The organism is uncultured Porphyromonas sp. (assembly GCF_938039215.1).
GTDB lineage: Bacteria > Bacteroidota > Bacteroidia > Bacteroidales > Porphyromonadaceae > Porphyromonas.
Window position 1 is genome coordinate 1 of the sequence record NZ_CALHVI010000012.1, and the last position, 20,950, is coordinate 20,950.

Annotated in this window: 17 protein-coding genes; 15 read left to right on the forward strand and 2 right to left on the reverse strand. The window is 53.9% G+C overall.

All coding sequences use genetic code 11. The annotated features are described in order from the left end of the window. The 14 genes from Q0336_RS01445 to xseA all read left to right on the forward strand — a co-directional run. Positions 1–1,343 (forward strand): hypothetical protein (locus Q0336_RS01445; RefSeq protein WP_298524725.1); only part of this gene is annotated, 1,343 nt, incomplete at its 5' end. 127 nt (positions 1,344–1,470) lie between these two features. Next, positions 1,471–2,853, forward strand: coding sequence for a hypothetical protein (locus Q0336_RS01450; RefSeq protein WP_298524728.1), 1,383 nt, complete (start codon positions 1,471–1,473; stop codon positions 2,851–2,853). 37 nt (positions 2,854–2,890) lie between these two features. After that, on the forward strand, positions 2,891–3,925 hold the full coding sequence (locus tag Q0336_RS01455) for an SPFH domain-containing protein (protein WP_298524731.1): 1,035 nt from the start codon (positions 2,891–2,893) through the stop codon (positions 3,923–3,925). 20 nt (positions 3,926–3,945) lie between these two features. Next, positions 3,946–4,194 (forward strand): hypothetical protein, encoded by a 249-nt coding sequence (locus Q0336_RS01460; protein ID WP_298524734.1) that lies wholly within the window; start codon positions 3,946–3,948, stop codon positions 4,192–4,194. A 351-nt stretch (positions 4,195–4,545) separates the two neighbouring features. Further along, positions 4,546–7,122, forward strand: coding sequence for a TonB-dependent receptor (locus tag Q0336_RS01465; RefSeq protein WP_298524736.1), 2,577 nt, complete (start codon positions 4,546–4,548; stop codon positions 7,120–7,122). Positions 7,123–7,566: 444 nt separating this feature from the next. Next, positions 7,567–8,013 (forward strand): Holliday junction resolvase RuvX, encoded by a 447-nt coding sequence (gene ruvX, locus Q0336_RS01470; RefSeq protein WP_298524739.1) that lies wholly within the window; start codon positions 7,567–7,569, stop codon positions 8,011–8,013. A 28-nt stretch (positions 8,014–8,041) separates the two neighbouring features. Then, the gene (gene def / locus Q0336_RS01475; RefSeq protein ID WP_298524742.1) at positions 8,042–8,608 is read left to right on the forward strand and encodes a peptide deformylase; all 567 of its coding nucleotides are present in this window, start codon (positions 8,042–8,044) and stop codon (positions 8,606–8,608) included. A 76-nt stretch (positions 8,609–8,684) separates the two neighbouring features. Continuing rightward, the gene (locus tag Q0336_RS01480; RefSeq protein WP_298524745.1) at positions 8,685–10,760 is read left to right on the forward strand and encodes a tetratricopeptide repeat protein; all 2,076 of its coding nucleotides are present in this window, start codon (positions 8,685–8,687) and stop codon (positions 10,758–10,760) included. A gap of 111 nt (positions 10,761–10,871) precedes the next feature. Next, entirely contained in the window at positions 10,872–11,990 is a 1,119-nt protein-coding gene (locus Q0336_RS01485; RefSeq protein ID WP_298524748.1) for a glycosyltransferase family 4 protein, read from the forward strand. A 15-nt stretch (positions 11,991–12,005) separates the two neighbouring features. Further along, positions 12,006–12,773, forward strand: coding sequence for a 16S rRNA (cytidine(1402)-2'-O)-methyltransferase (rsmI, locus tag Q0336_RS01490; protein ID WP_298524751.1), 768 nt, complete (start codon positions 12,006–12,008; stop codon positions 12,771–12,773). 10 nt (positions 12,774–12,783) lie between these two features. Further along, positions 12,784–13,638 carry a hypothetical protein gene (locus tag Q0336_RS01495; protein WP_298524754.1) on the forward strand — a complete coding sequence of 285 codons (855 nt, stop codon included), beginning with the start codon at positions 12,784–12,786 and terminating at the stop codon, positions 13,636–13,638. Between the two features lie 201 nt (positions 13,639–13,839). After that, the gene (locus Q0336_RS01500) at positions 13,840–14,601 is read left to right on the forward strand and encodes a recombination protein O N-terminal domain-containing protein (protein ID WP_298524756.1); all 762 of its coding nucleotides are present in this window, start codon (positions 13,840–13,842) and stop codon (positions 14,599–14,601) included. A gap of 356 nt (positions 14,602–14,957) precedes the next feature. Beyond that, on the forward strand, positions 14,958–15,428 hold the full coding sequence (locus Q0336_RS01505; protein ID WP_298524759.1) for an Lrp/AsnC ligand binding domain-containing protein: 471 nt from the start codon (positions 14,958–14,960) through the stop codon (positions 15,426–15,428). Next, positions 15,428–16,810, forward strand: a complete 1,383-nt coding sequence (gene xseA / locus Q0336_RS01510) for an exodeoxyribonuclease VII large subunit (protein WP_298524762.1) — start codon at positions 15,428–15,430, stop codon at positions 16,808–16,810. The genes Q0336_RS01505 and xseA overlap by 1 nt, the downstream gene beginning before the upstream one ends. An 8-nt stretch (positions 16,811–16,818) precedes the next feature. On the opposite strand, the gene Q0336_RS01515 is transcribed toward xseA, so the two are convergent. Together Q0336_RS01515 and Q0336_RS01520 are read right to left on the reverse strand one after the other, a co-directional pair. Then, positions 16,819–17,919, reverse strand: coding sequence for an acyltransferase family protein (locus tag Q0336_RS01515; protein WP_298524765.1), 1,101 nt, complete (start codon positions 17,917–17,919; stop codon positions 16,819–16,821). A gap of 111 nt (positions 17,920–18,030) precedes the next feature. Continuing rightward, positions 18,031–18,234 (reverse strand): winged helix-turn-helix domain-containing protein, encoded by a 204-nt coding sequence (locus tag Q0336_RS01520; protein WP_298524767.1) that lies wholly within the window; start codon positions 18,232–18,234, stop codon positions 18,031–18,033. A gap of 447 nt (positions 18,235–18,681) precedes the next feature. On the opposite strand from Q0336_RS01520, the gene Q0336_RS01525 reads away from it, so the two are divergent. Then, positions 18,682–20,940 (forward strand): cation:proton antiporter, encoded by a 2,259-nt coding sequence (locus Q0336_RS01525; RefSeq protein ID WP_298524770.1) that lies wholly within the window; start codon positions 18,682–18,684, stop codon positions 20,938–20,940. The last annotated feature ends 10 nt before the right edge of the window (positions 20,941–20,950 follow it).

Sequence of the window (20,950 nt, forward strand, 5' to 3'; positions counted from 1 at the left end):
AGCTTATACTTAGGATGCCCAAGCATATCAAAGCTCTGAAATGTCCCCAGTGTGGCAGCACGCGCGCCACACAGCTTCGAGAGGATCACTACCGTTGTGACAGTTGCTCGACGGAGTTCTTCCTCGACTCGGATGACATCACTATCCATCACAAGATCGAGACGGTGTCTGACTCCTCGAATCCCATGACCTTCCTCTGGAATGCGGTCACGGCGAATACCAAGCGTAGCGCCCTCATAGCCCTAGGGTTGTTCGTCTTCTTCTCACTCATGGGTGTCATCGGTGCTATCACCTCGAAGAACTCTGTAAGGGACAATAACCATAGTAAGGTGCGTACGTCCTACGGTCTTGAGCGACTTGCTGCCTTTACCAGTACCGCAGGGCGCCCCATCGTCATGCTCTGTGGCTCTCATCGATCAATGGGCTCAAGCGGGAGCTCGGATGAGACCAAGGTCTTCGTACGTTTCTTTGATGGAGAGACCAAGAAGCTTCTGAAGAAGGTCGACCTTCCTGATGTGAAGGGAAATATCACTTTGACGAAGGCGCACCAGTTTGGGGATGGGAAGTTTTACTTTATCCTCAGTGTGAAGCGTCTTTATAGTGTCGACTGCTCGACACTTGATGTGAAGGAGATTAGTGGTGCAGACTATAAGCTGCCAGAGTTCAGTGAGGGTTTCGCTGAGGTGAACTTCTACTATGCCGATCATGGGGATGCGCTGCAGATCATGACGAATATGGGGCAGAGCTTCGTCTATTATCCCATTGCCAATAAGCTCTACCCCTATAAGACGGCTTTTTATGCCTCTCAGGATGAGCTCCCCGCAGCTAAGGTTGTTACCCACTTCACTTTCTCGGAGCAGAAGTCTTTCGACAAGGAGCAGCAGATACAGCTCGTGCGTTATCGCACTCTGGAGCAAGTCGGTTATCCTCGCTACACTCCGAAGTTTGGCTGGGATCGTGATGACGCTAGGCCCTATCCTGCCAAGATCTTTGTCTCACGCGAAGGCGCAATGCTCTCTCGTCTGCAGAGCTACGAAGACTTTACCCCAGGGGCCTACTACTTCTCTCCCGAGGTCCTTGATGAGTCGGCTGACCGAGTGCTCATCTCTTTCAAGCCCCGAGCTGCCCCTGATGCTAAGCGAATCTTCCGATGCCTAGATGCTCGGACGGGTAAGGTGCTATGGAGTTGCTCTGATGAAGAAAATCAGTTCGAAACTAATCCAGATGTAGCACGCTTCTCTGGTGGCTATCTACTGGTGCGCTACTCACAAGCGTGGGTACTCTCCAACGATGGTAAGCTCTCCGAGGGTACGGACTACCACAAACTCGTCGAAGGCTCCTAATCCAATAACTCTATCCCGCCCCCCCTCTACTCTTCGTATAGATTTACCTTTGTACGATACTAAATGGGGGTTAAAAATCGTTTGCAATTACACGTATTTACTGCTCTTTGCATAGCTCATACCTAGTATGCCCAAGCACATCAAAGCTCTGAAATGTCCCCAGTGTGGCAGCACGCGCGCCACGCTGATTCGTGAGGATCACTATCGCTGTGATAGCTGCTCGACGGAGTTCTTCCTTGACTCGGATGATATCACCATCCACCACAAGCACGAGACAGCCTCAGATCCCATTGATACTCTCGTTGAGTATGTGACTAAGCACCCCAAGCAGGCCTTTGCTGCTGTCGGGGGTGTGGTTTGCTTCTTCTTTATTGTTTCTGTTTTTGGAGGCTTATTCTCAAGTTCCTCCAGAGGTCAGACCAACTATGGTGTGTATGAATCGGGCTCTAGTCGTATGGAGGATGAGAAGGAGCGTATCTCCTATGATCTAGAGTCGGTCCAAACCTTCACCAGCGCAGAAGGGCGCCCTATCGTGGTCGCCTGTGGCTCTTCTCATCCTGCAACGACGAACTCTAAGGAGGCTAAGGCCTTCGTCCGTCTCTATGATGGAGAGAAGAAGCTACTCCTCAAGACGATCGAGATACCCGACCTTAAGGGGGACATCTCAAGTCTGAATATCTACCAGTTTGAGGATGGGAATGTCTATCTCATCTTCAATAAGAAGCGCCTTTATCGTCTTGACCGATCGACCCTCGATGTGAAGGAGATTCACGGGGAGGACTACAATCGATCCGAACTCAGTGAAGGCTTTGCTCAAGTGGAGTTCGCTTACCGAGCTAAAGGTGATGGGCTGAAGATCATGACGAATCTGGGTAAGAGCTACCTCTACTATCCCTTGGCAGATAAGCTCTACACGGATAAGACGCTACATACAGCCTTCACTGCGAAGCTCCCTTCGCCGAAGGTGGTCACTCACTTCGCCTTCTCTAGTGAGACCTTTGACTACGAAAATCAAGAGATCCAGCTCGTGCGCTATCGTACACTTGAGCAGATGGGCTATCCTCACTATGATCCAGACTTCGGCTGGCGGAAGGACTATGGTGGCTCAGGTCTCTTCACGGATGCTTCACCCTATCGCAAGGTCTTCATCCTGCCCTACCATGTAGAGATGTCTCGTATGCAGGGCTATGAAGATCTTACCCCTGGTACTCACTACTTCTCTCCCTCGATCCTCTACCAGTCAGAGGATCGACTGCTCATTTCTTTCAAGCCTACAGCCTCGCCCGATGCTATCCGTTTGCTCCAGTGCTTGGATGCTCGGACAGGGAAGGTGCTCTGGAGTCTCTCTGCTGATGATGCAGATGAGGCTAAGTTCGATCGGGTCTCGTCGGTAGCTCGCTTCTCTGGAGGCTATCTGCTGGCAGCCTACTCTACGGTCTGGCAGATCTCTAATGAAGGCAAGTTCGTGAGCAGTACGGACTACCACAAGGTCATCGAAGGTAATGACTAATACAATGCATATTTAATCCCACATACGATTACTCACTATGGGTCTATTTAATGTTTTCAGAGGACAGCTAGCTCAGGTCATCCAGTGGGATGAACCACGTCCCGGCGAACTCTGGTATCGCTTCCCCTCCCCTCTTGATGAAATCAAGGACGGGAGTAAGCTCATCGTCGCTCCTGGACAAGGAGCACTCCTCGTCTACGAGGGTAAGGTCGCAGAGGTCTTGACCGAGTCGGGTACTTTCCAGCTCAAGACAGACAACCATCCCTTCTTCACTACGCTGGTGCGCCTCCGACAAGGCTTCGAGAGCGAACACAAGCTTCAGATCTACTTCTTCCGCAAGGCTCAGGTCGTCGATGTCCCCTGGGGGACGGCTACACCGATTCTCGTGGTCGATCCTGTCTACAAGGTGCCTGTCGAACTGGGTGTGCATGGGGTCTATGCCTTCCGCATCGGTGATCCAGAGCATTTCTTCACACAGTTCATCGGGGCTGGTAGTGGGGAGTACCGAGTAGAGGAGCTACAGAGTCTCTTCATCGAGCGTGCCTATCCGCAGATCGCTGCGATCCTCCACACGCACCAGTATCCCCTCACCGAGATCAACGGGCATCTGCCCGAGCTCTCCAAGGAGCTCTACACAGCTCTAGTTCCCATCCTCGAAACTCTGGGGATCGAGCTAACAGACATGCGCGTCAGTGGTGTGAACTACGACCCCGCTACGACCGAACGCATCGGTCGTGTGGCACAGGCCACTACGGAGAGTCTTGCTGCTGCTGAGGCTGGTCTCAGCTACGAAGAGATGCAGCGTCTCGAAGCTCTGCGTGATGCCGCCCGCAACGAAAGTGGTCTAGGTGCTGCAGGTCTCCAGATGGGGCTCGGTCTGGAGATCGGTAAGAAGATCACTCAGGCGAATAAGGAAGAGTCCGCTCCTGCTCCACAGGTGAAGACGGCGGATCTTGGCTCGGATGATCCTCTGCTCCGTCGCCTCACCCAGCTCAAGCTCCTCCTTGGTGAAGGAGTCATCTCTCAGGAAGACTACGACAAGAAGAAGCAAGAGCTTCTCGACCAACTCTAACCCTCTCACAGATCCGACTTATGAAGTACGTATTTGGCGGGATCATCTCGCTGCTTCTCTTGGCCACACTGGTCTTCTATATCCTTGGGATGTGGGGTGTCGAACTCCCCATCACCTCTGCTGACTTAGGTAAGGCTTGGATCACGGGGCTCATCGTGCTGGGGGCTATCTTGGTCTTCCTCGTCCTCCTTCCCTTCTTCTTCGGCAGACGACACTCTCGTGGCTACGACAAGTCTTCGGACTCCGTAGCTCAGCGCAAGCTCGACTAAGGACGGCCTTAATATCCTTAGTTACATATAGGTCACGGCCTCCATCTCTCCCCGTAGAGATGGAGGCCGTGACCTTTGTTATTCTCTAGATTGTAGCAGGGATGAACATATCCCCATCTCTAGGTATTCTATGGGTAGAAACCCCTAAATACAGTCGTGGGGCTTAACTTTGCCATGACTGAAACAGGATCAGATGCCTTCTGGCATGAGGGATCCAGCCAGAGATATTCGCCTATCTCTCCCCCTAGCAGACGTCCTTCCCTTGAGCTCCCTATGGGAGAACTACGTGGAAGAACTACGCCTTGTCCTCGTCGTCGGTTTGTTCTTTTAAATCCTAATTATACACTAGTCATGAAGAGTATTTTTTACCGTATGACACTGCTCTTGAGCCTCCTGCTGGGAGTCCTAGCTCAAGCTCATGCGCAGCACTCGAAGACTACGGGAAGTATCGTGGGCACCGTCGTTGACGCTTCGACACACGAAGCCCTTCCCAATGTCCAAGTCCTCATCAAGGGGACCACGATCGGTACGACTACCGATGTCCATGGAGCCTTCTCGATCCAAGGCCTTGCTCCGGGCTCTTATACCATCCAAGCCCGTCTCGTAGGCTATGGGGTGGAGGAGAGCCGTGTCGGGATTGAGGCTGGGCATAGTCGCCACCTAGACCTCTATCTCCAGCAGCAGAGTATTGACCTGGATGGGGTCGTCGTCTCTGCTAACCGTCAGGAGACACTTCGCCGTCACGCTCCCAGCTTGGTCACCGTCCTCTCGCAGGAGATCTTCAAGAAGACCAATTCGGAGAACCTCAGCCAAGGTCTCCGCTTCCAGCCAGGTCTTCGCATCGAGGACAACTGTCAGAACTGTGGCTTTAACCAAGTGCGTATCAACGGGCTTGAAGGGGCTTATTCTCAGATCCTCATCGATAGCCGTCCTATCTTCAGCTCGCTTGCTGGCGTTTATGGTCTGGAGCAGATCCCTGCCTCTATGATCGAGCGTGTCGAGGTGGTACGTGGGGGTGGATCAGCCCTCTTCGGTGCTAATGCCGTCGGTGGGGTGATCAATGTGATCACGAGAGAGCCTCTGCGCAATACCGCTAGCCTTCGCCAGAGCTATACTTCCTTCCAGCAGAATAAGGGGGCATACACCTCGCTGATGCCTACGACCTCGTTCAATGGTTCGCTGGTCAGCGAAGACCGCCGTGCTGCTGCGATGATCTTCGGTCAGCATTCCTCTCGTGGGATCGTGGATGTCGATGGGGATGACTTCACCGATATTCCCGAACTGAAGAATAGAGCTCTCGGCTTCCGTGCCTACTACAAGACGGGCATCTATGGCAAGCTGACGGCTGAATACCGCTCCATGCACGAGTATCGTCGTGGTGGTGATCGCCTAAGTGAAGCACCCTTCCAAGCTCGTATCGCTGAGTATCTCCAGCACTTCGTCGATGGGGGAAGCCTACGCTTCGACCAGACGACTGCTGAGGGCAACGACAGCTTCAGTCTCTATGCTTCGGGGCAGAAGGTCCTGCGTAAGAGCTACTATGGTGGGGGTGACTACGCCGATGAGCTCCTAAAGCCCCTGATCAACCTCCCTCGTGGTAATGCCCAAGGCACCGACGAGGAGAAGCAGCAGGCCGAGGAGTATCAGAAGGCCTATGACGATGCCCTCAAGGCACTGACAGCCTATGGCGAGACCAAGGGCTTTGACTTCCAGGGGGGTGGTACCTATGTCCACAAGTTCCCCAAGTCGCTTACTCTGACGGTGGGTGCTGAGGGTGCTTACTCGACGCTCAACGATAAGAGTGGCTACCGTGCTCATGGCATCGATCAGGTCACGACGACTTGGTCTCAGTACGACCAGCTGGAGTATTCGACCGACCGGTGGAACTTCCTCCTCGGTGGGCGCTTCGACTATGTCCGTCTGACGCAAGGGGGGCAGAAGAGCATTGATCCGCTCCTCATCTTCAGCCCCAGAGCGAACGTGCGCTTCAATCCCACGAAGGACCTCAGTCTGCGCCTCTCTTACAGCGAAGGCTTCCGTGCTCCTCAGTTCTTCGATGAGGAGATGCACGTCACGCTGGCGGGTGGCGAACCCAAGGAGCGTGTCCTAGCGAAGGATCTGAAGGAAGAGCGCTCTCGTAGCCTCAGCGCTTCCTTCGACTGGTACACCACGCTGGGGAAGGGCTGGCAGCTCAACCTCATGGGTGAAGGCTTCGCTACCTGGATCCGAGACAAGTTCACTCCAGACAACGAGGACGGTGTCCTCGACCCCAAGACGGGGCGCAAGGTCATCACGATCATCAACGCTCGTGACGGGATGAGCAAGGTCTATGGCCTAAGCTTCGAGGCTCGTCTGGCGTACCAGCGCCTCTTCGACCTGCAGGGCGGTGTGACCCTACAGCGCAGCCTCTACGGGCAGGACAAGGTGCTCTTCGATGCCGATGAAGACAATCCTACGCAGGCCAAGGTCACTACACGAGACTACGAGCGTACCCCTAATCTCTACGGCTATCTGACCGCTACGCTCCGTCCTACCTCTGCTCTGAGCTTCGTCCTCTCGGGCACCTATACGGGCTCGATGAATGTGCCCCATACGGCCTACGAAGGAGTAGGGGATCTCAATCTGCAAGCTAATGAGCTGGATGCTCAGGGACACTTCGATGTCGTGCGTGATGGTATGCGCTACCGTGGGCAGAATGCAGGGTCGGCTTACCTTCACAAGGCCAAGCCCTTTGTCGACCTTGACTTCCGTGTGAGCTATGCCATCAGCCTCACTTCGCTGGTGAAGCTCACGCTGGATGCGGGGGTACAGAACTTCCTCAATGCTTATCAGAAGGATACCGATATGGGTCCTGGACGAGCTTCGGACTACATCTATGGGCCTAACCGTCCTCGCCGCCTCTACCTCTCGGCGACCTTCGACATCTAAGCCTTAGGGTAAAGCGAACTTCTTTCATTGGAGTTGTTGTGGGCAAGCTCCTTCGTCTACCCTCTGGGGTAGGGGAGGGTTTGCCCACTCGCTTTTAGCCCCCTTTCTACGAGGGCTCTTGTACCCCCAAAAAGAAACCTACGGTAGGTCGCCGAAAAAACCTACTGTAGGTCGCATCGACGACCCACGGTAGGTCGGTCGACCGACCCACAGTAGGTTTTATTTGGGGATGCCCGAAGGCCTGTCGCTATACAGCTGGGGCGGATGTGCTACGTTTAAGGGATGTGTCGCTCTGGGGCTTATGATGAGAGGCACTATGCGCTCTTCGCTTGACTACCTGCTCCGCTGCTCTAAAAATGAGGGGCGATGATCGGAGCCTTGTGTCCTGCCAGATCCGCTCTGGGACGAGGAGGCGGAGAGTTTTCCGTACCTTTGTTTATACCTATGGGAAGAATACTTGCTATTGACTACGGACAGAAGCGCTGTGGGGTCGCAGCTACCGATCCCCTGCAGATCACACCTGGAGGATTGGGGACGATCCCTACCCATCAGTTGCTCTCGTTCGTCACCGACTACGTCAGTCGAGAGCCTGTGGAGCTTATCATCATCGGTTATCCTCGGCAGATGAACAACCAAGAGTCGGCCTCGATGAAGTACATCCGCCCCTTCGTCGAGAAGCTCCGTAAAGCCCTCCCAGAGATCCCTCTAGAATATCAGGATGAGCGCTTCACCTCAGCGCTAGCTCAGCGGACGATCCGTGAGGCGGGTATCGGGAAGAAGCGCCGAGAGCAAGACAAGGGGCTGGTCGATGAGATCAGTGCCGTGATCATCCTACAGAGCTACCTAGAGCGCCGTGATGGCCTCGGGAGCATCAACCTACCTTTCAAGTAACTAAGATTTAATCCCTTCTAAGATAAAGATGAAACTACCTATTTATATCTATGGTCACCCCGTCCTGCGTGAGGTAGGACAAGACATTACCCCTGAGTACGAAGGCCTTTCGGACTTGATCACCAATATGTGGGAGACGATGTACTTCTCCGACGGGATCGGTCTGGCTGCACCTCAGATCGGTCGGGCTATACGTCTCTTCGTCATCGATGCAGATCCGATGGCAGATACCTTCCCCGAATGCAAGGGGCTCAAGCAGACCTTCATCAATGCCCGTATCGTAGAGCGCAGTGAGGATACGCTCGCTGAGAACGAAGGCTGCCTAAGCATCCCCGGGATCAATGAGAAGGTCACTCGTCCCGCTACGATCACCATCGAGTATCTGGATGCAGACTTCCAGCCCCACCGTGAGACGTACACGGGCTTCGCTGCCCGTGTCATCCAGCACGAGTATGACCACATCGAGGGGATCCTCTTCATCGACCAGATCGCTGCGATCCGCAAGCAGCTCATCAAGGGGAAGCTCGCCAATATGCTCAAGGGCAAGGTCTCTGCACACTACCGAGTAGTGACCGCTCCTCAGAAGAAGAAATAGTTCGCTCCCCTGAGCGACGAGCACTTCCCTCTACCTTAAGTTCTCCCTCCTCCCTCCTACAAGCGATAGACGATACATGAAGAAGCTATTGATCCTAGCCTTAGGCTCCCTCCTCTCTACGGCCTCGCTCAAGGCTCAGATAGATGTCGAGCAGGCTCTCTCGATCGGGCGCAATGCGATCTACTTCAATGACTACATCGTCTCCATGGGCTACTTCAATCAGATCATTGGGCTTCGCCCCTGGATGGCTGAGCCCTACTTCTATCGTGCTGTGGCGAAGATCAACCTCGATGACTATGCGGGTGCAGAGGAGGATGCTACCTTGGCTCTGGATCGCAACCCGATCTACCCTCGAGCCTATCTCCTGCGTGGGATCGCTCGCTTCTCGCAGAAGGAGTATAGCTCGGCTGTGTCGGACTTCCGTCGGGGGCTTGAGCTCTCCCCGAGAGATGTGGGCTTGCAGTACAATCTCTCCATCGCCCTGCTACAAGACAAGCAGTATGCCGCTGCCGATAGTGCCGCTAGCCAACTGCTTCAGTTCGACCCCAAGAACAAGGATGCCTATCGAGTCCTTGCTCAGTCGGCTCTAGAGCGTAAGGATACGCTCACGGCGACAAAGCAAGTAGATGTGCTCCTTGCCCAAGACTCGACTTATATCCCTGCTTATCTGCTACGTGCTCAGATCGCTGCCGAGCGCAAGGACTACCCCACGAGTATCCGTGCCATTGACCGAGTCCTTGCCCTAGATGCAGGGGATGCTTCGCTCTATGTCAATCGTGCGATCATGCGCTATCATCTCAATGATCTCCGAGGGGCGATGAGCGACTATACAGAGGCGCTTCGCTTAGAGCCTAAGGATCGTGCTGCGCTCAACAATAGAGCGCTCCTTCGCTCACAGGTCGGGGAGTATAGCCTAGCGATCAAGGACTGGGATGCTCTGCTCCAGATCGAGCCAGATAACTACATCGCTCGGTATAATAGAGCGCTGCTGCAGATGCGTCTCGGAGCACTTCGCTCCGCTCTAGAGGATCTGAATGTAGTGCTTACCCGCTATCCGATCTTCTCCGAAGGATTCATCGCTCGCTCTGAGGTGCGTCAGCGACTTGGCGATGCCAAGGGTGCAGCTCGAGACCAGCTCCATGTCTTCGACCTTCAGAATAGTAAGGGGTATCGGAACAAGGCTGCCTCTTCCTCTCGCTCCACCAAGCCAGGGAAGGAGACGCGTAGCCGTGAGGACGAAGCTATCGAGAAGTACAACATGCTCGTGGAGACTGCTCCCGAGCCAGTCAAGGATAAACCCAAGTACACCAGTCAGATCCGAGGTCGCATCCAAGACCAAGAGACGCAGATCACCCCCCGCCGTGACCTCATCCTCTCCTACTTCGCTGAGATCGATAAGGATGGCAACCAAGGACAGGTCTATTTCGCCCAGCTTTTGGATCGCTTCAACCTCCGTCGTCAGCAGCAGGACAAGGATGCACCTCGCCTCTTGATGAGGGAGCAAGGTGGGACGCTCTCTTCGAAGGAAGTTGACTACGTACGCAAGCATCTCTCCCAGCTACTAGTGCATCCAGAGAAGACAGCTCAGCATGCCTTCCTCAAGGGTGTGGATTACCTCCTCCTTCAAGATCTAGAGGCGGCTATTGCTTCGCTCAGCGAAGCGATTGATCGGGATCCTCAGTTTGCTCTTGCTTACTTCGCACGAGCTCTTGCTTCCCTACGAAGGAGTGCGGCAGAGCAGGGTCGTCAGGCTGAGCCTCAGCCCGTACCTCCCACGCCGATGATTCGTCCTTCGGCTACGGGCACTTCGGGAGCTACCCCAGAGGTGGCATCCGTCACCCCCGTCCAGTCCCGTCTCGTAGCTCATTCCCCTCTTACCGATCTCAATCGTGTGATCGAGCTAGCTCCGACCTTCGCCTATGCTTACTACAACTTGGCCAATCTCTACGTCAAGTCGGGAGATACGGCTAGTGCTATGGCGAACTATACGAAGGCGATCGAGCTGAATCCGAGCTTTGCCGAGAGCTACTTCAATCGTGGTCTTCTCTTCTACTCCGAAGGTAAGGTCCGTGAGGGTACACGTGATCTGAGCCGAGCAGGCGAACTAGGTCTCTACAAGGCCTACAGCCTCATCAAGCGGATGAATAAATGAGCTTAGAGCTATCTGAGTGTAGAGCGACCTTTTCGTGGTTACTATAGATACCAGCAAGGGGTGCAAAGAATGGAAAATCACAATGAATATAAACGCTAAGAGAATACACCTATGAAGATCGCTTATGTAATTCAGAATACTTGGTATGCTGGAGGTCAGACTCGAGTTCTGGTAAATAAGGTAAATTATTGGGTGGAAAGAGGTCATGATGTCTACGTCATTACTACAGACCAAGCTACGCTCGCTCCCTATTATCCAATAGATAGTCGTGTCCACATGATTGATTTGGGAATTAGTTATGTGGTATTTGACCAACAACCCTTTCTGAAGAAGATGCTGGTTCTTCCGAAGCTATTTATTCGCTGTCGGAATCGAATGCAGAAGGCAATCAATGAGATTCAACCCGATGTTGTAGTCTCGATGTTCGGTAAGGATATCTATGCGCTCCCATTTGTTTGTACAAAAGCTGTGAAGGTCTTGGAAGCGCATGGAGCACGTTATACCTGGATCTTCTCTAGACCTGGTTTACGAGGTGTTATCCAGAATAATATTGATCTGTGGTTGGCTCGAAAGTTTGATCAACTCGTGGTGCTTACCCAGGAAGATCTTCCCAATTGGGATGTCCCCAATGTTGTTTGTATTCCCAATGGAAATACATTTAGCCCTAAGGAAAGTGCAAGCTTAGAGGCTAAGGTCGTCATAGCCTCTGGACGTTATGGGGTACAGAAGAACTTTGAAAGTCTCCTAGAAGCGTGGGCTATCGTCTATGCCTCTCATCCAGATTGGAGACTCAAAATCTGTGGTCAGGAGCTAGAGAAGCTGGATCCAACAATCAATCGACTTAACCTGCAAGGCTGCGTACATAGGATAGAAGCTAATGATATGCAGAAGGAATATATGGAGTCGTCCATCTCTGTGGTGAGTTCGGTCCATGAAGGCTTCTCCCTGGCCCTCGCCGAAGCGGCTTCTTGTGGTGTGCCTAATGTGTCCTATGCTTGCCCTTGTGGACCCAGAGATATCATTGTCGATGGGGAGACAGGATTCCTCGTGGAGAATGTTGGTGATCATCAGCAATTAGCAGAGCGGATCATCCGCTTGATCGAGGATGATAACCTTCGTAAGAGCATGGGACGAAAGGCTAAGGAACGCTCTGTCCTCTTCTCCGTAGAGTCTGTCATGCAGCGCTGGTCTGAGCTCTTCTCTGATCTTATTGCAAAGAAGAAACATTAGATCCCTCTTCCCCGTATGCCTAAGCTAATCCTTGTCCCTACGCCGATAGGGAACCTCGAAGATATTACCCTCAGAGCCCTCTCTGTGCTTCGCCGAGTGCCCTTGATCTTGGCTGAAGACACTCGTACATCGGGGCTGCTGCTCCAGCACTTCGATATCAAGTGTCCGATGCAGAGCTACCATAAGTTCAATGAGCATCAGGCACTTGACCGCATCTGCCAGCGCATCGAGGCTGAGGGCGAAGTGGCACTGATCACCGATGCGGGGACTCCCGCCATCTCCGATCCTGGCTATCTCTTAGTGCGTGCCTGCATTGAGCGGGGCATTGAGGTCGAATGTCTCCCTGGGGCAACGGCCTTCGTCCCCGCACTGGTGGTCTCTGGTCTTCCCTCCGACCGCTTCATCTTCGAGGGCTTTCTCCCCGTGAAGAAGGGGCGACAGACGAAGCTCAAAGAGATCGCAAACTCGGGCTGTACTACTATTTTGTACGAATCTCCCCATAGACTCGTTAAGACATTAGAGCAACTCTCCCAGTATATGGACTCATCGACCCCCGTGGTGGCGATACGTGAGCTGACGAAGCTCTACGAGGAGACCGTCCGAGGATCACTCGCCGAAGTGATCCGCCACTTTACAGAGCGGGAGCCAAGAGGAGAGTTTGTACTAGTTATAGGAAGAAATGCTACATTTGACAAGGCTAAGGTGGATATCGATCCTACCTCAGACACATCTACCGAAGAAGAACGACGGAAGATGAAGCGGTCAAAGAAGTGGAATAAATAATACAACAGCTATGACAAAGAGAGTAATCTTTGGTGCAGCACTGCTGCTAACTCTAGCTTCCTGTGGGAAGAACTCTAGTGACTATAAGGCACTCAAGGAGCAGTATGATTCGCTAGCACTGATCAATCAAAACTACGAGGCTGAGCTACACGAGACTGACTCGCTTGTGGCAAGTGTGCTTACCAACTTCCAGGAGATCTCTTCGGTCGAGGGTATGATCAATGTCAATCCACGCAATGGAGACATCCAGCGCTCAGAGCGTGACCGCATCAAGGACAACATGCTCCTGATCAACGACAAGCTCCGTGCTAGTAGCGAAGCCCTCGATCAGCTCACTAAGAAGCTCGAGGCTAGCGGTAAGGATAACAAGCGCCTGCGTAATACGATCGCTGTCCTCCGCAAGGAACTAGAGAACCAGAAGCAGCGTGTCCTAGAGCTCACCGAAGAGCTGCAGCGCAAGAACCTCGCTATCGGCGTGCTAGACTCCATGCTCACCGAGCGTAACAGCGACGTAGATCGTCTCAATGTCGCTACCGCACAGCAGGCAGAAGCTCTAGCCGCTCAGGAGAAGGAGCTGAATACCGTACGCTACTGCATCGGTACGAACTCGGATCTCAAGGATATGAACCTCATCAAGAGTGGGCGTGTCGTCACGGAGAATGCTAACATGAGCTACTTCACCAAGACGGATATGCGTGAGCTCTCACAGATCCCTCTCTTCAGCCGCAAGGCTCGCCTTCTGACGGTACACCCTGCTTCGTCCTATGAGCTTGTCCCAGGCTCCGACAAGCAGCTCGTCCTCTATATCAAGAATGCACAGGCATTCTGGAGTAACTCGAAGATCCTCGTTGTCCAAGTAGACTAAGGGTCTACATCAGACGCGTGGGATCCTAGTACTCCCTGACGAAGAGTCTGTAGTCCGCCCCTCTAGCATGAGAGGATGGACTGCAGACTCTTCCGTTATATCCGCCTTGTCCTCTCTTAGTATCCCGCCTCCTTCTAGCTCTATATCTCGCTTGTCCCTTCTTGGTACATCTCCCTTAGTCCCCATTGCTATCCCTCTAGGATGAACTATACGACGACTCCTGCCCTAGTCCTTCATCGAACACGCTATAGTGATCGCTATAGCATCGTGCACCTCTACAGCCGAGCCTTGGGGCACGTGGCAGCCCTAGTGCCCGAGGCTTCGAATAGAAGGAATCTGATCCGTGAGCAGCTACGTCCGCTCTCGGAGGTAGAGGTCACGCTCAGAAAGAGTCCACGCAGGGATCTCGTTCGGATCCAAGAGGTGAGAAGTCTGCATCCACGTCATGCGGTGCACCTAGATCCCGCCAAGGGGGCTCAGGCGATCTTCCTCAGTGAGTTCCTCTATCGCATACTGACCGCTCCGCTAGCCGATGAGCACCTCTATGATCACCTAGCCTCGTCACTTACCTTCTGGGAAGGGCTTCGGCAGGGAGGGGCGAACTATCATCTCTGCCTGCTTCTCTCCCTCCTCTCCGTCCTCGGGATCAGTCCTGAGATCTCGGAGCGCCCCGAGGGGGAAGGCTGGTGCTTCAGCCTTTCAGAGCAGGCCTATGTCTTAGATCGGCACGCACACTGTCTCTCCCCAGAGGAGACGCTGCACCTGCCTCAGATCTTGAGGATGAGCTATGCGAACATGCACCGCTTTGCTTATAGTCGACAGCAGCGTGGGGTGATCTTGGACTACCTCCTCGACTATTACCGACTGCACCTTGCTTCCTTCCCTCAGCTCAAGTGCCTTCCCATCCTGCGTCAGCTTGGGGAAGCGGCAGTAGAAGGGAAGCCCCTTCCTCCACGTTCTTAGGCTCGGTCATGCTATCCTACGTATAGAGCGGGGATGCTATGGTGGAGATATTCCCTATTATACCTCTCTAGAGGAACCCATTCATGGGTTACCGAAGTCCCCCATTCATGGGTCGCTCTGACGACCCATGAATGGGGGACTTTAGTTAGGTGGGGATGGAGTGCTTGCCCAAGGAAAGAAGGGTGCTCTAGAGCCTCTCGATGTGTAGATCCTCCAGAGGGGATCAAGGTCTCGGCCTTCGCCCCATTATTTTAAGCAATCTATCCAGATAAAGGCTGGATACACCTGCTATTCTTAAGAAGTTTACTAAATTTGTGCTAAATAGGTCAGGTGAAAAGAATACTCCCGTACTGTATATGAAGAAATTGAATGACCTGGATCTCAAGATCCTAAGACGGCTGACGACAAATGCTCGTGTCCCCCTACGTGATGTAGCGGAAGGAGAGAATAGCTCTCGCTCCTCCGTCAATCAGCGTCTGATGCGCATGATCGAGAATGGTGTGCTCACCTCGCTCAAGTACCACGTCAACCCCAAGAAGATCGGCTACAATACCTGTACGTATGTCGGTGTTAGCCTCGAGCGTGGGTCGCTGTACAAGGAGGTGGCAGAGCGCATGAGTGAGATCCCCGAGATCGTCGAATGTCACTTCACGACAGGTCCCTACACGATGCTCATCAAGCTCTATGCTGTTGATAACAACGACTTGATGCGTATCCTCAATGGCACCATCCAGGGGCTCCCTGGTGTCGTAGCTACCGAGACGCTGATCTCGCTTGATGTTGCCTTCGAGCGAAGCATTCATATCCCTGATCATCTCCCAGAGTAGTGACTCATCCCACCCCCATACGTTCATTTAGTCTGACCGAGCTCTTGAGTTCGGTCAGACGTTGTTTAGAGCACTCCTTCCCCGACCGCTATTGGGTGCGGGCGGAGGTCAGTGACTTGAGACGTGCTGGGGGGCAAGGACATGGTTATCTGGAGCTCCTAGAGAAGGGAGCTGGAGGAGAAGTCGTAGCGAAGGTACGTGCCACGATCTGGTCGTCATCGTTCACCGCCATTGAGCGAGCCTTTGAGCAACAAGGGGTGGGCAAGCTCTCCTCTGGGATGAGCATCCTAGCGCTGGTAGGGGTCTCCTTCCATCCGCAGTATGGGCTGAGCCTCAATATCGTTGATATTGATCCGAACTATTCCCTCGGTGAGATCGCCCGTTTGCGTCTAGAGACCATCGCTCGTCTCAAACGACATGGACTCTTCGGGCTGAATAAGGAGCTTGAGCTCCCTCGTCCCCTCCAGCGTATAGCCATCATCTCATCTGCCACGGCCGCGGGCTATGGTGACTTCATGCGTCAGCTCCATACGAATGCCTATGGGGTGGTCTTCTATACGGCACTCTTCCGTGCACAGATGCAGGGGAGTGAGACGACTGCTTCCATCCTTGGGGCTCTGGAGCGTATCTTGAAGGTGGCGGATTCGTTTGATGCCGTGGTGATCATCCGTGGGGGAGGAGCTGTGAGCGAACTAAGAGCCTTCGATGACTATACGCTCTGCGAAGCGGTGGCGCAGTTCCCCCTGCCGATCATCTCGGGGATAGGTCACGACCGAGATGTCTCGGTACTCGACCTCATCGCCCATACGTCGCTGAAGACTCCGACAGCTGTGGCTAGCTTCCTCATCGAAGAATTAGCCGTGGAGCTAGGTGAACTAGTTCAGCGCCAGCGTCAGCTGTTGCTTCGTCTCCAGACGCTCTCGATGGAGCGAACGGCTTGGCTTCATTCGGTGGCCTCTCGGCTGCCTCTGATTGCCCGAGGGCGACTTGAACGGGAGCGACGTCGCCTCATTCAGCTTCCCTCTCAGCTCACCCTCTCAGCGAGAAGCTATCTTGATCATTCCCGCCATCAGCTCCGCTTCTCCGCCCGTCAGCTCCCGCTACTCACGAGCTATCTGATGAAGCAGTACCGCCAAGAGTTGGCGAGGAGTCTTGCTCCTCTACCCCTATCGGTAGAGCGACTCAGAGAGCGCCTTGGGGCGACCCTCGAGCGTCAAGAGCAGGCCATCCGTCTGGCGCACCCCGATGAGGTGCTGCGCCGAGGCTTTAGTCTGGTCTCTGTAGGTGGAAGGATCATTACCCGTCGGGAGCAACTATCGTCGGGCATTGACCTCTCTATTCGCTTTGCTGACGGAGTGATCGAGGCGGTGACGAAGGACTAGCTACCCGCCTATTCGGGGAGCCGAAGTAGTGGCCATCCCCGCTTCTCCCAACTCGATCGAAGATGATCATAGAGGGGAGAAAAGATCTTGTCCCACAGAAGGAGACGAACCTTGTCGATGAGGATGCTCCCCGTGAAGACAAGGAGAATAAATCCCGCAACCATACCTAAGAACACACCGACAGGGTGCTCGCTGAGCCCGTGTATATACCCCGTATAATATCCGAGAAGTCGCCCATTGCAGTGGATGAGATATACTGCGAAGGTCGAGGAGGCGATCCAGTTGATGGCCCTACTTTCGATCTTGAGCCTAGAGAAGGCTAGGAAGAGCGCTGCCGCCGTGAGGATATTCAGCGGGGAGACATAGCTAAGGAACTTGTAAGTAATCGGAGATGCGATGATCGACTGCCCCGAGGTATAGCCGTAGGTGAAGAGTGCTAAGGACTGGATGAAGCTGAGCCCTAGGTAGGCGGCAACGAAGGTCGAAGTCTGGTACCGCTTTAACCCTTCGGGGTGGAGGCGGAAGTAGCGCCCTAGGAGGTAGATCCCAGCGAAGGAGAAGAGTGAATAGCCATCCTTTACCCCGAGTTGATCCGAGAGAAGCCCTAGGAGGGTGGAGAGTACGAAGAAGAAGATGAGGTAATGTCTCAGCCCTCGCTCGCTCTGCTTGTGGACAAAGGCATTCAGTAGAGGTGCGAAGATCATAAGGCTTAGATAGGTCGGCAGGAACCATTCCTTGCTTCGATCAAGGGGCATCAAGGCGCTCCGTAGCTCTCCGCTCTCGAAGGGCTCGATCCCCAGTGCTACGATGCTCAGGTAGATCCCAACAGTGTAGAAGGCTGCTTGGAAGAGCAGGCTCACCATCCCCTTGATGCGAAGCCGTATGCCGAAGTACCCTGAGATGAGGACGAAGACATTGACTCCGACGATAGCGAGAGCTTCGCTCCAGATCCACCCGAGGGCTCCTAGAGGCTGGCTGTGCAGTGTCTCAGAGGAGGGGAAACGGAAGGTGAGGAAGTTGGCGTGGAGGATGAGGATGAGGAGCATCGCCAGTAGGCGGAGAAGCTCAAAGTTCGATGCTCGAGCGGGGGAGCGAAGAGGGGCATTCACGGGGTGGAGCGATGAGTGGTGGAGGCAAGAAAAAGGCTATCCCTTCGCCGTGGGAGAGATAGCCTTTTGTAGGAGAGATGACGAGAGTCGTCTAGGCGAGCCTATCTGAGGCTAGTAGACGAGCTCGACGAGAAGGTCTTCGCCCGACTCATCGAAGTTGAGCTTTCCTTCCTTAGCGAGCCAGCCAAGAGCAGCATATAGCTCCTTGTCTGTACGTAGCTTAGTGGCTTTCTTCAGAGCCTTGATATCCATTTTGCCAAGTTTGTCTAGGGAGTTCCAGACAAGACCTGCATTCGTTCCGATAAGCTTGATCATGGGAGGGAATAGAAATTAGTAGTTACTGATTGCTCTGTCGTTATTAGTGATCAGCCAAGACCTTGAGATTGACACGAATCTTGGCTTCGGTGTAAAGTTACTAAACCTTTTTCATAAGGACAAACGAGATCCATCGCCAAAGGCTGATGCCATGAGGGTTTGGAGCACCTTGGAGCGACCTACGGTAGGTCGCTCGGAAAACCTACGGTAGGTCGATGAGACGACCCACTGTGGGTCGCCTCGGCGATCTACCATAGGTTCTGAAGAAGGGGTGTCAGTAGAAGGCTCTCTCGGCCGAAGAGGGAACGGGTAGGGGAGTGCCGAAGGGGGAGGCAGCTCCTAGCCCCTTGCCAAAGAATTTGTATCTTTGGTGGTGCAAATAGGGATCGGTGGAGCAGGTCATACCTCTCTCTGGTATATCCTTGAGCTTAAACAGAACAGAATAGCATGCCTAAGCAACGGGGATTCCTACCCTTTGTCTTCTACATCTTCATACTGCTCATCTCAGTGGCGGCCCTCTGGGGGACTCTCTATTTCGGAGAAAGTCTGACCCCATCAAGCCTGCGCCCCACAGCCGAAGGAGCGATGACGCTCCGTGCCGCTTTCGCCGACTTCCAGACCAGCGTCTCCCATCATATTGACTCCACGATAGGGGTTCTGCTCTTGCAGATCCTCATCATCCTCGTAGCTGCACGATCCATGGGCTGGCTCTTCCGTAAGATTCACCAGCCGGCTGTCATAGGGGAGATCGTCGCAGGTATTCTCCTCGGTCCTTCACTCTTTGGGCGAGTCGCCCCCGAGGCATTTGGTGCCCTCTTCCCAGCCTCTAGCCTGTCTAATATCCAGCTCTTGAGTAACTTCGGGCTGATCCTCTTCATGTTCGCCGTGGGGATGGAGCTCCGCCTCGGAGATATACGCAAGCAGCTCCGAAGTAGCATCATCATCAGTCATACGGGGATCTTCATCCCCTTCCTCCTCTCCCTGCCGCTGAGCTATGCCATCTATAGCGACTATGCTGCAGGGCTGACGGACTTCACACCCTTTGCCCTCTTCATCGGGATCGCTATGAGCATCACGGCCTTCCCCGTACTGGCTCGTATCATCCAGGAGAATAACCTCCAGCGTACACACCTAGGGAAGCTCTCCCTCTCTACAGCAGCAGCGGGGGACATCACAGCTTGGCTCATGCTGGCGGCTATCATCGCGATCGCCCAGAGTGGCAGCCTGATGAGCACGGGCTACAACCTCCTCTTCCTCATCGTCTATCTATTGGTGATCTTCGGGATCATTCGCCCGCTCTTCCATGTTGCGGGGAAGGTATACAACAATACCGAAGTCATCAGTCACGGGATGGTTGGGACGATCTTCATCCTCCTGCTCCTATCCTCATACATCACCGAACTACTCAGCATGCATGCCCTCTTCGGTGCGTTCATGCTCGGGCTTGTCATGCCCGAAGACTTGTCCTTCCGCAAGATCGTCACGGACAAGATCGAGGATGTCTCCCTCCTGCTCTTCCTGCCCCTCTTCTTCGTCTCTAGTGGGCTGCAGACCGAGCTCGGCCTCATTGATAGCCCCGAGCGCTGGGCTCTGCTTGGTGTCTTCACGCTGATCGCTGTCGTGGGGAAGGTCGGCGGTACTTATATCTCTGCACGAGCTTCGGGTGAAAGCCCTCGTAATAGTATCTTCCTCGGTGCCTTCATGAACACCCGTGGACTGATGGAGCTCGTCGTGCTCGGTATCGGCTACGAGATGAAGATCCTTCCTCCCGCTATCTATGCTGTCCTCGTGCTGATGACCGTCATCACGACCGTGATGACCATGCCCATGGTGCACATGATCAACTGGATCATCCGCCTCGGGGAGCGTCGTCGGGACCGCATCGAGACGATCGACAAGCAGGCAGGAGCCAAGGTGCTCCTCTCCTTCGGTCGCCCTAGCTCTGGAGTGACCCTGCTTCGTCTGACGGATCAGCTTCTCCGTCGTGGGGAAGCCCATCCCAATGTCACAGCCCTGCACATCACGACGGACAAGAATATCAATTCGATCGAAGTAGATAAGTTCTTCGAGGATAACTTCCGCCCCATCCTTCAGGAAGCACAGCAGCTCAGCCAGCCCCTAGAGGTAGAGCACCTCGTGGCTGATGAAGTCGAAGGGACGATTCTCACCAAGCTTACCGAAGAGAAGTATAACCTCCTCATCGTCGGTGCTGGTGTGCGCCTCTCCTCCGATGAGGATGACCGAGAGGCTACCACGGTGCGCCAGCAGATGAAGCGCCGTGTGGGAAGCTTCTCCGTGCGTACCACCGAGTCGCTGCTTACCATCCACAGCATGCTGCGAGACAAGATGGCCTTCTTCATCCATCGTGCTCCTTGCTCGGTAGGGGTACTCCTCAGTCGATCCTTCCATTCTCCGAAAAGTATTCTCCTTTATATAGCTAATCAAGGAGATCTACGCCTGCTACCCTATGCACGTACGATGGCCGAGAATAACAAGGCTGCGCTACGCATCATAGCTAGCCAAGACCTTCCCCCTCAGAGCCTCAATCTGCATCCAGGTGAAGCCCTCCTCCCCGATAAACTCCGATCACTTCCCGAAGGGTGCGACCTTGTCGTCGTCAGCTACACCCATTGGCAGGAAGCCTTCGACACGTGCGAAGACCTCCTCTCACGACTGCCCTCGACACTCATTCTCAATCTGAAGTAGCCCCTTCCTC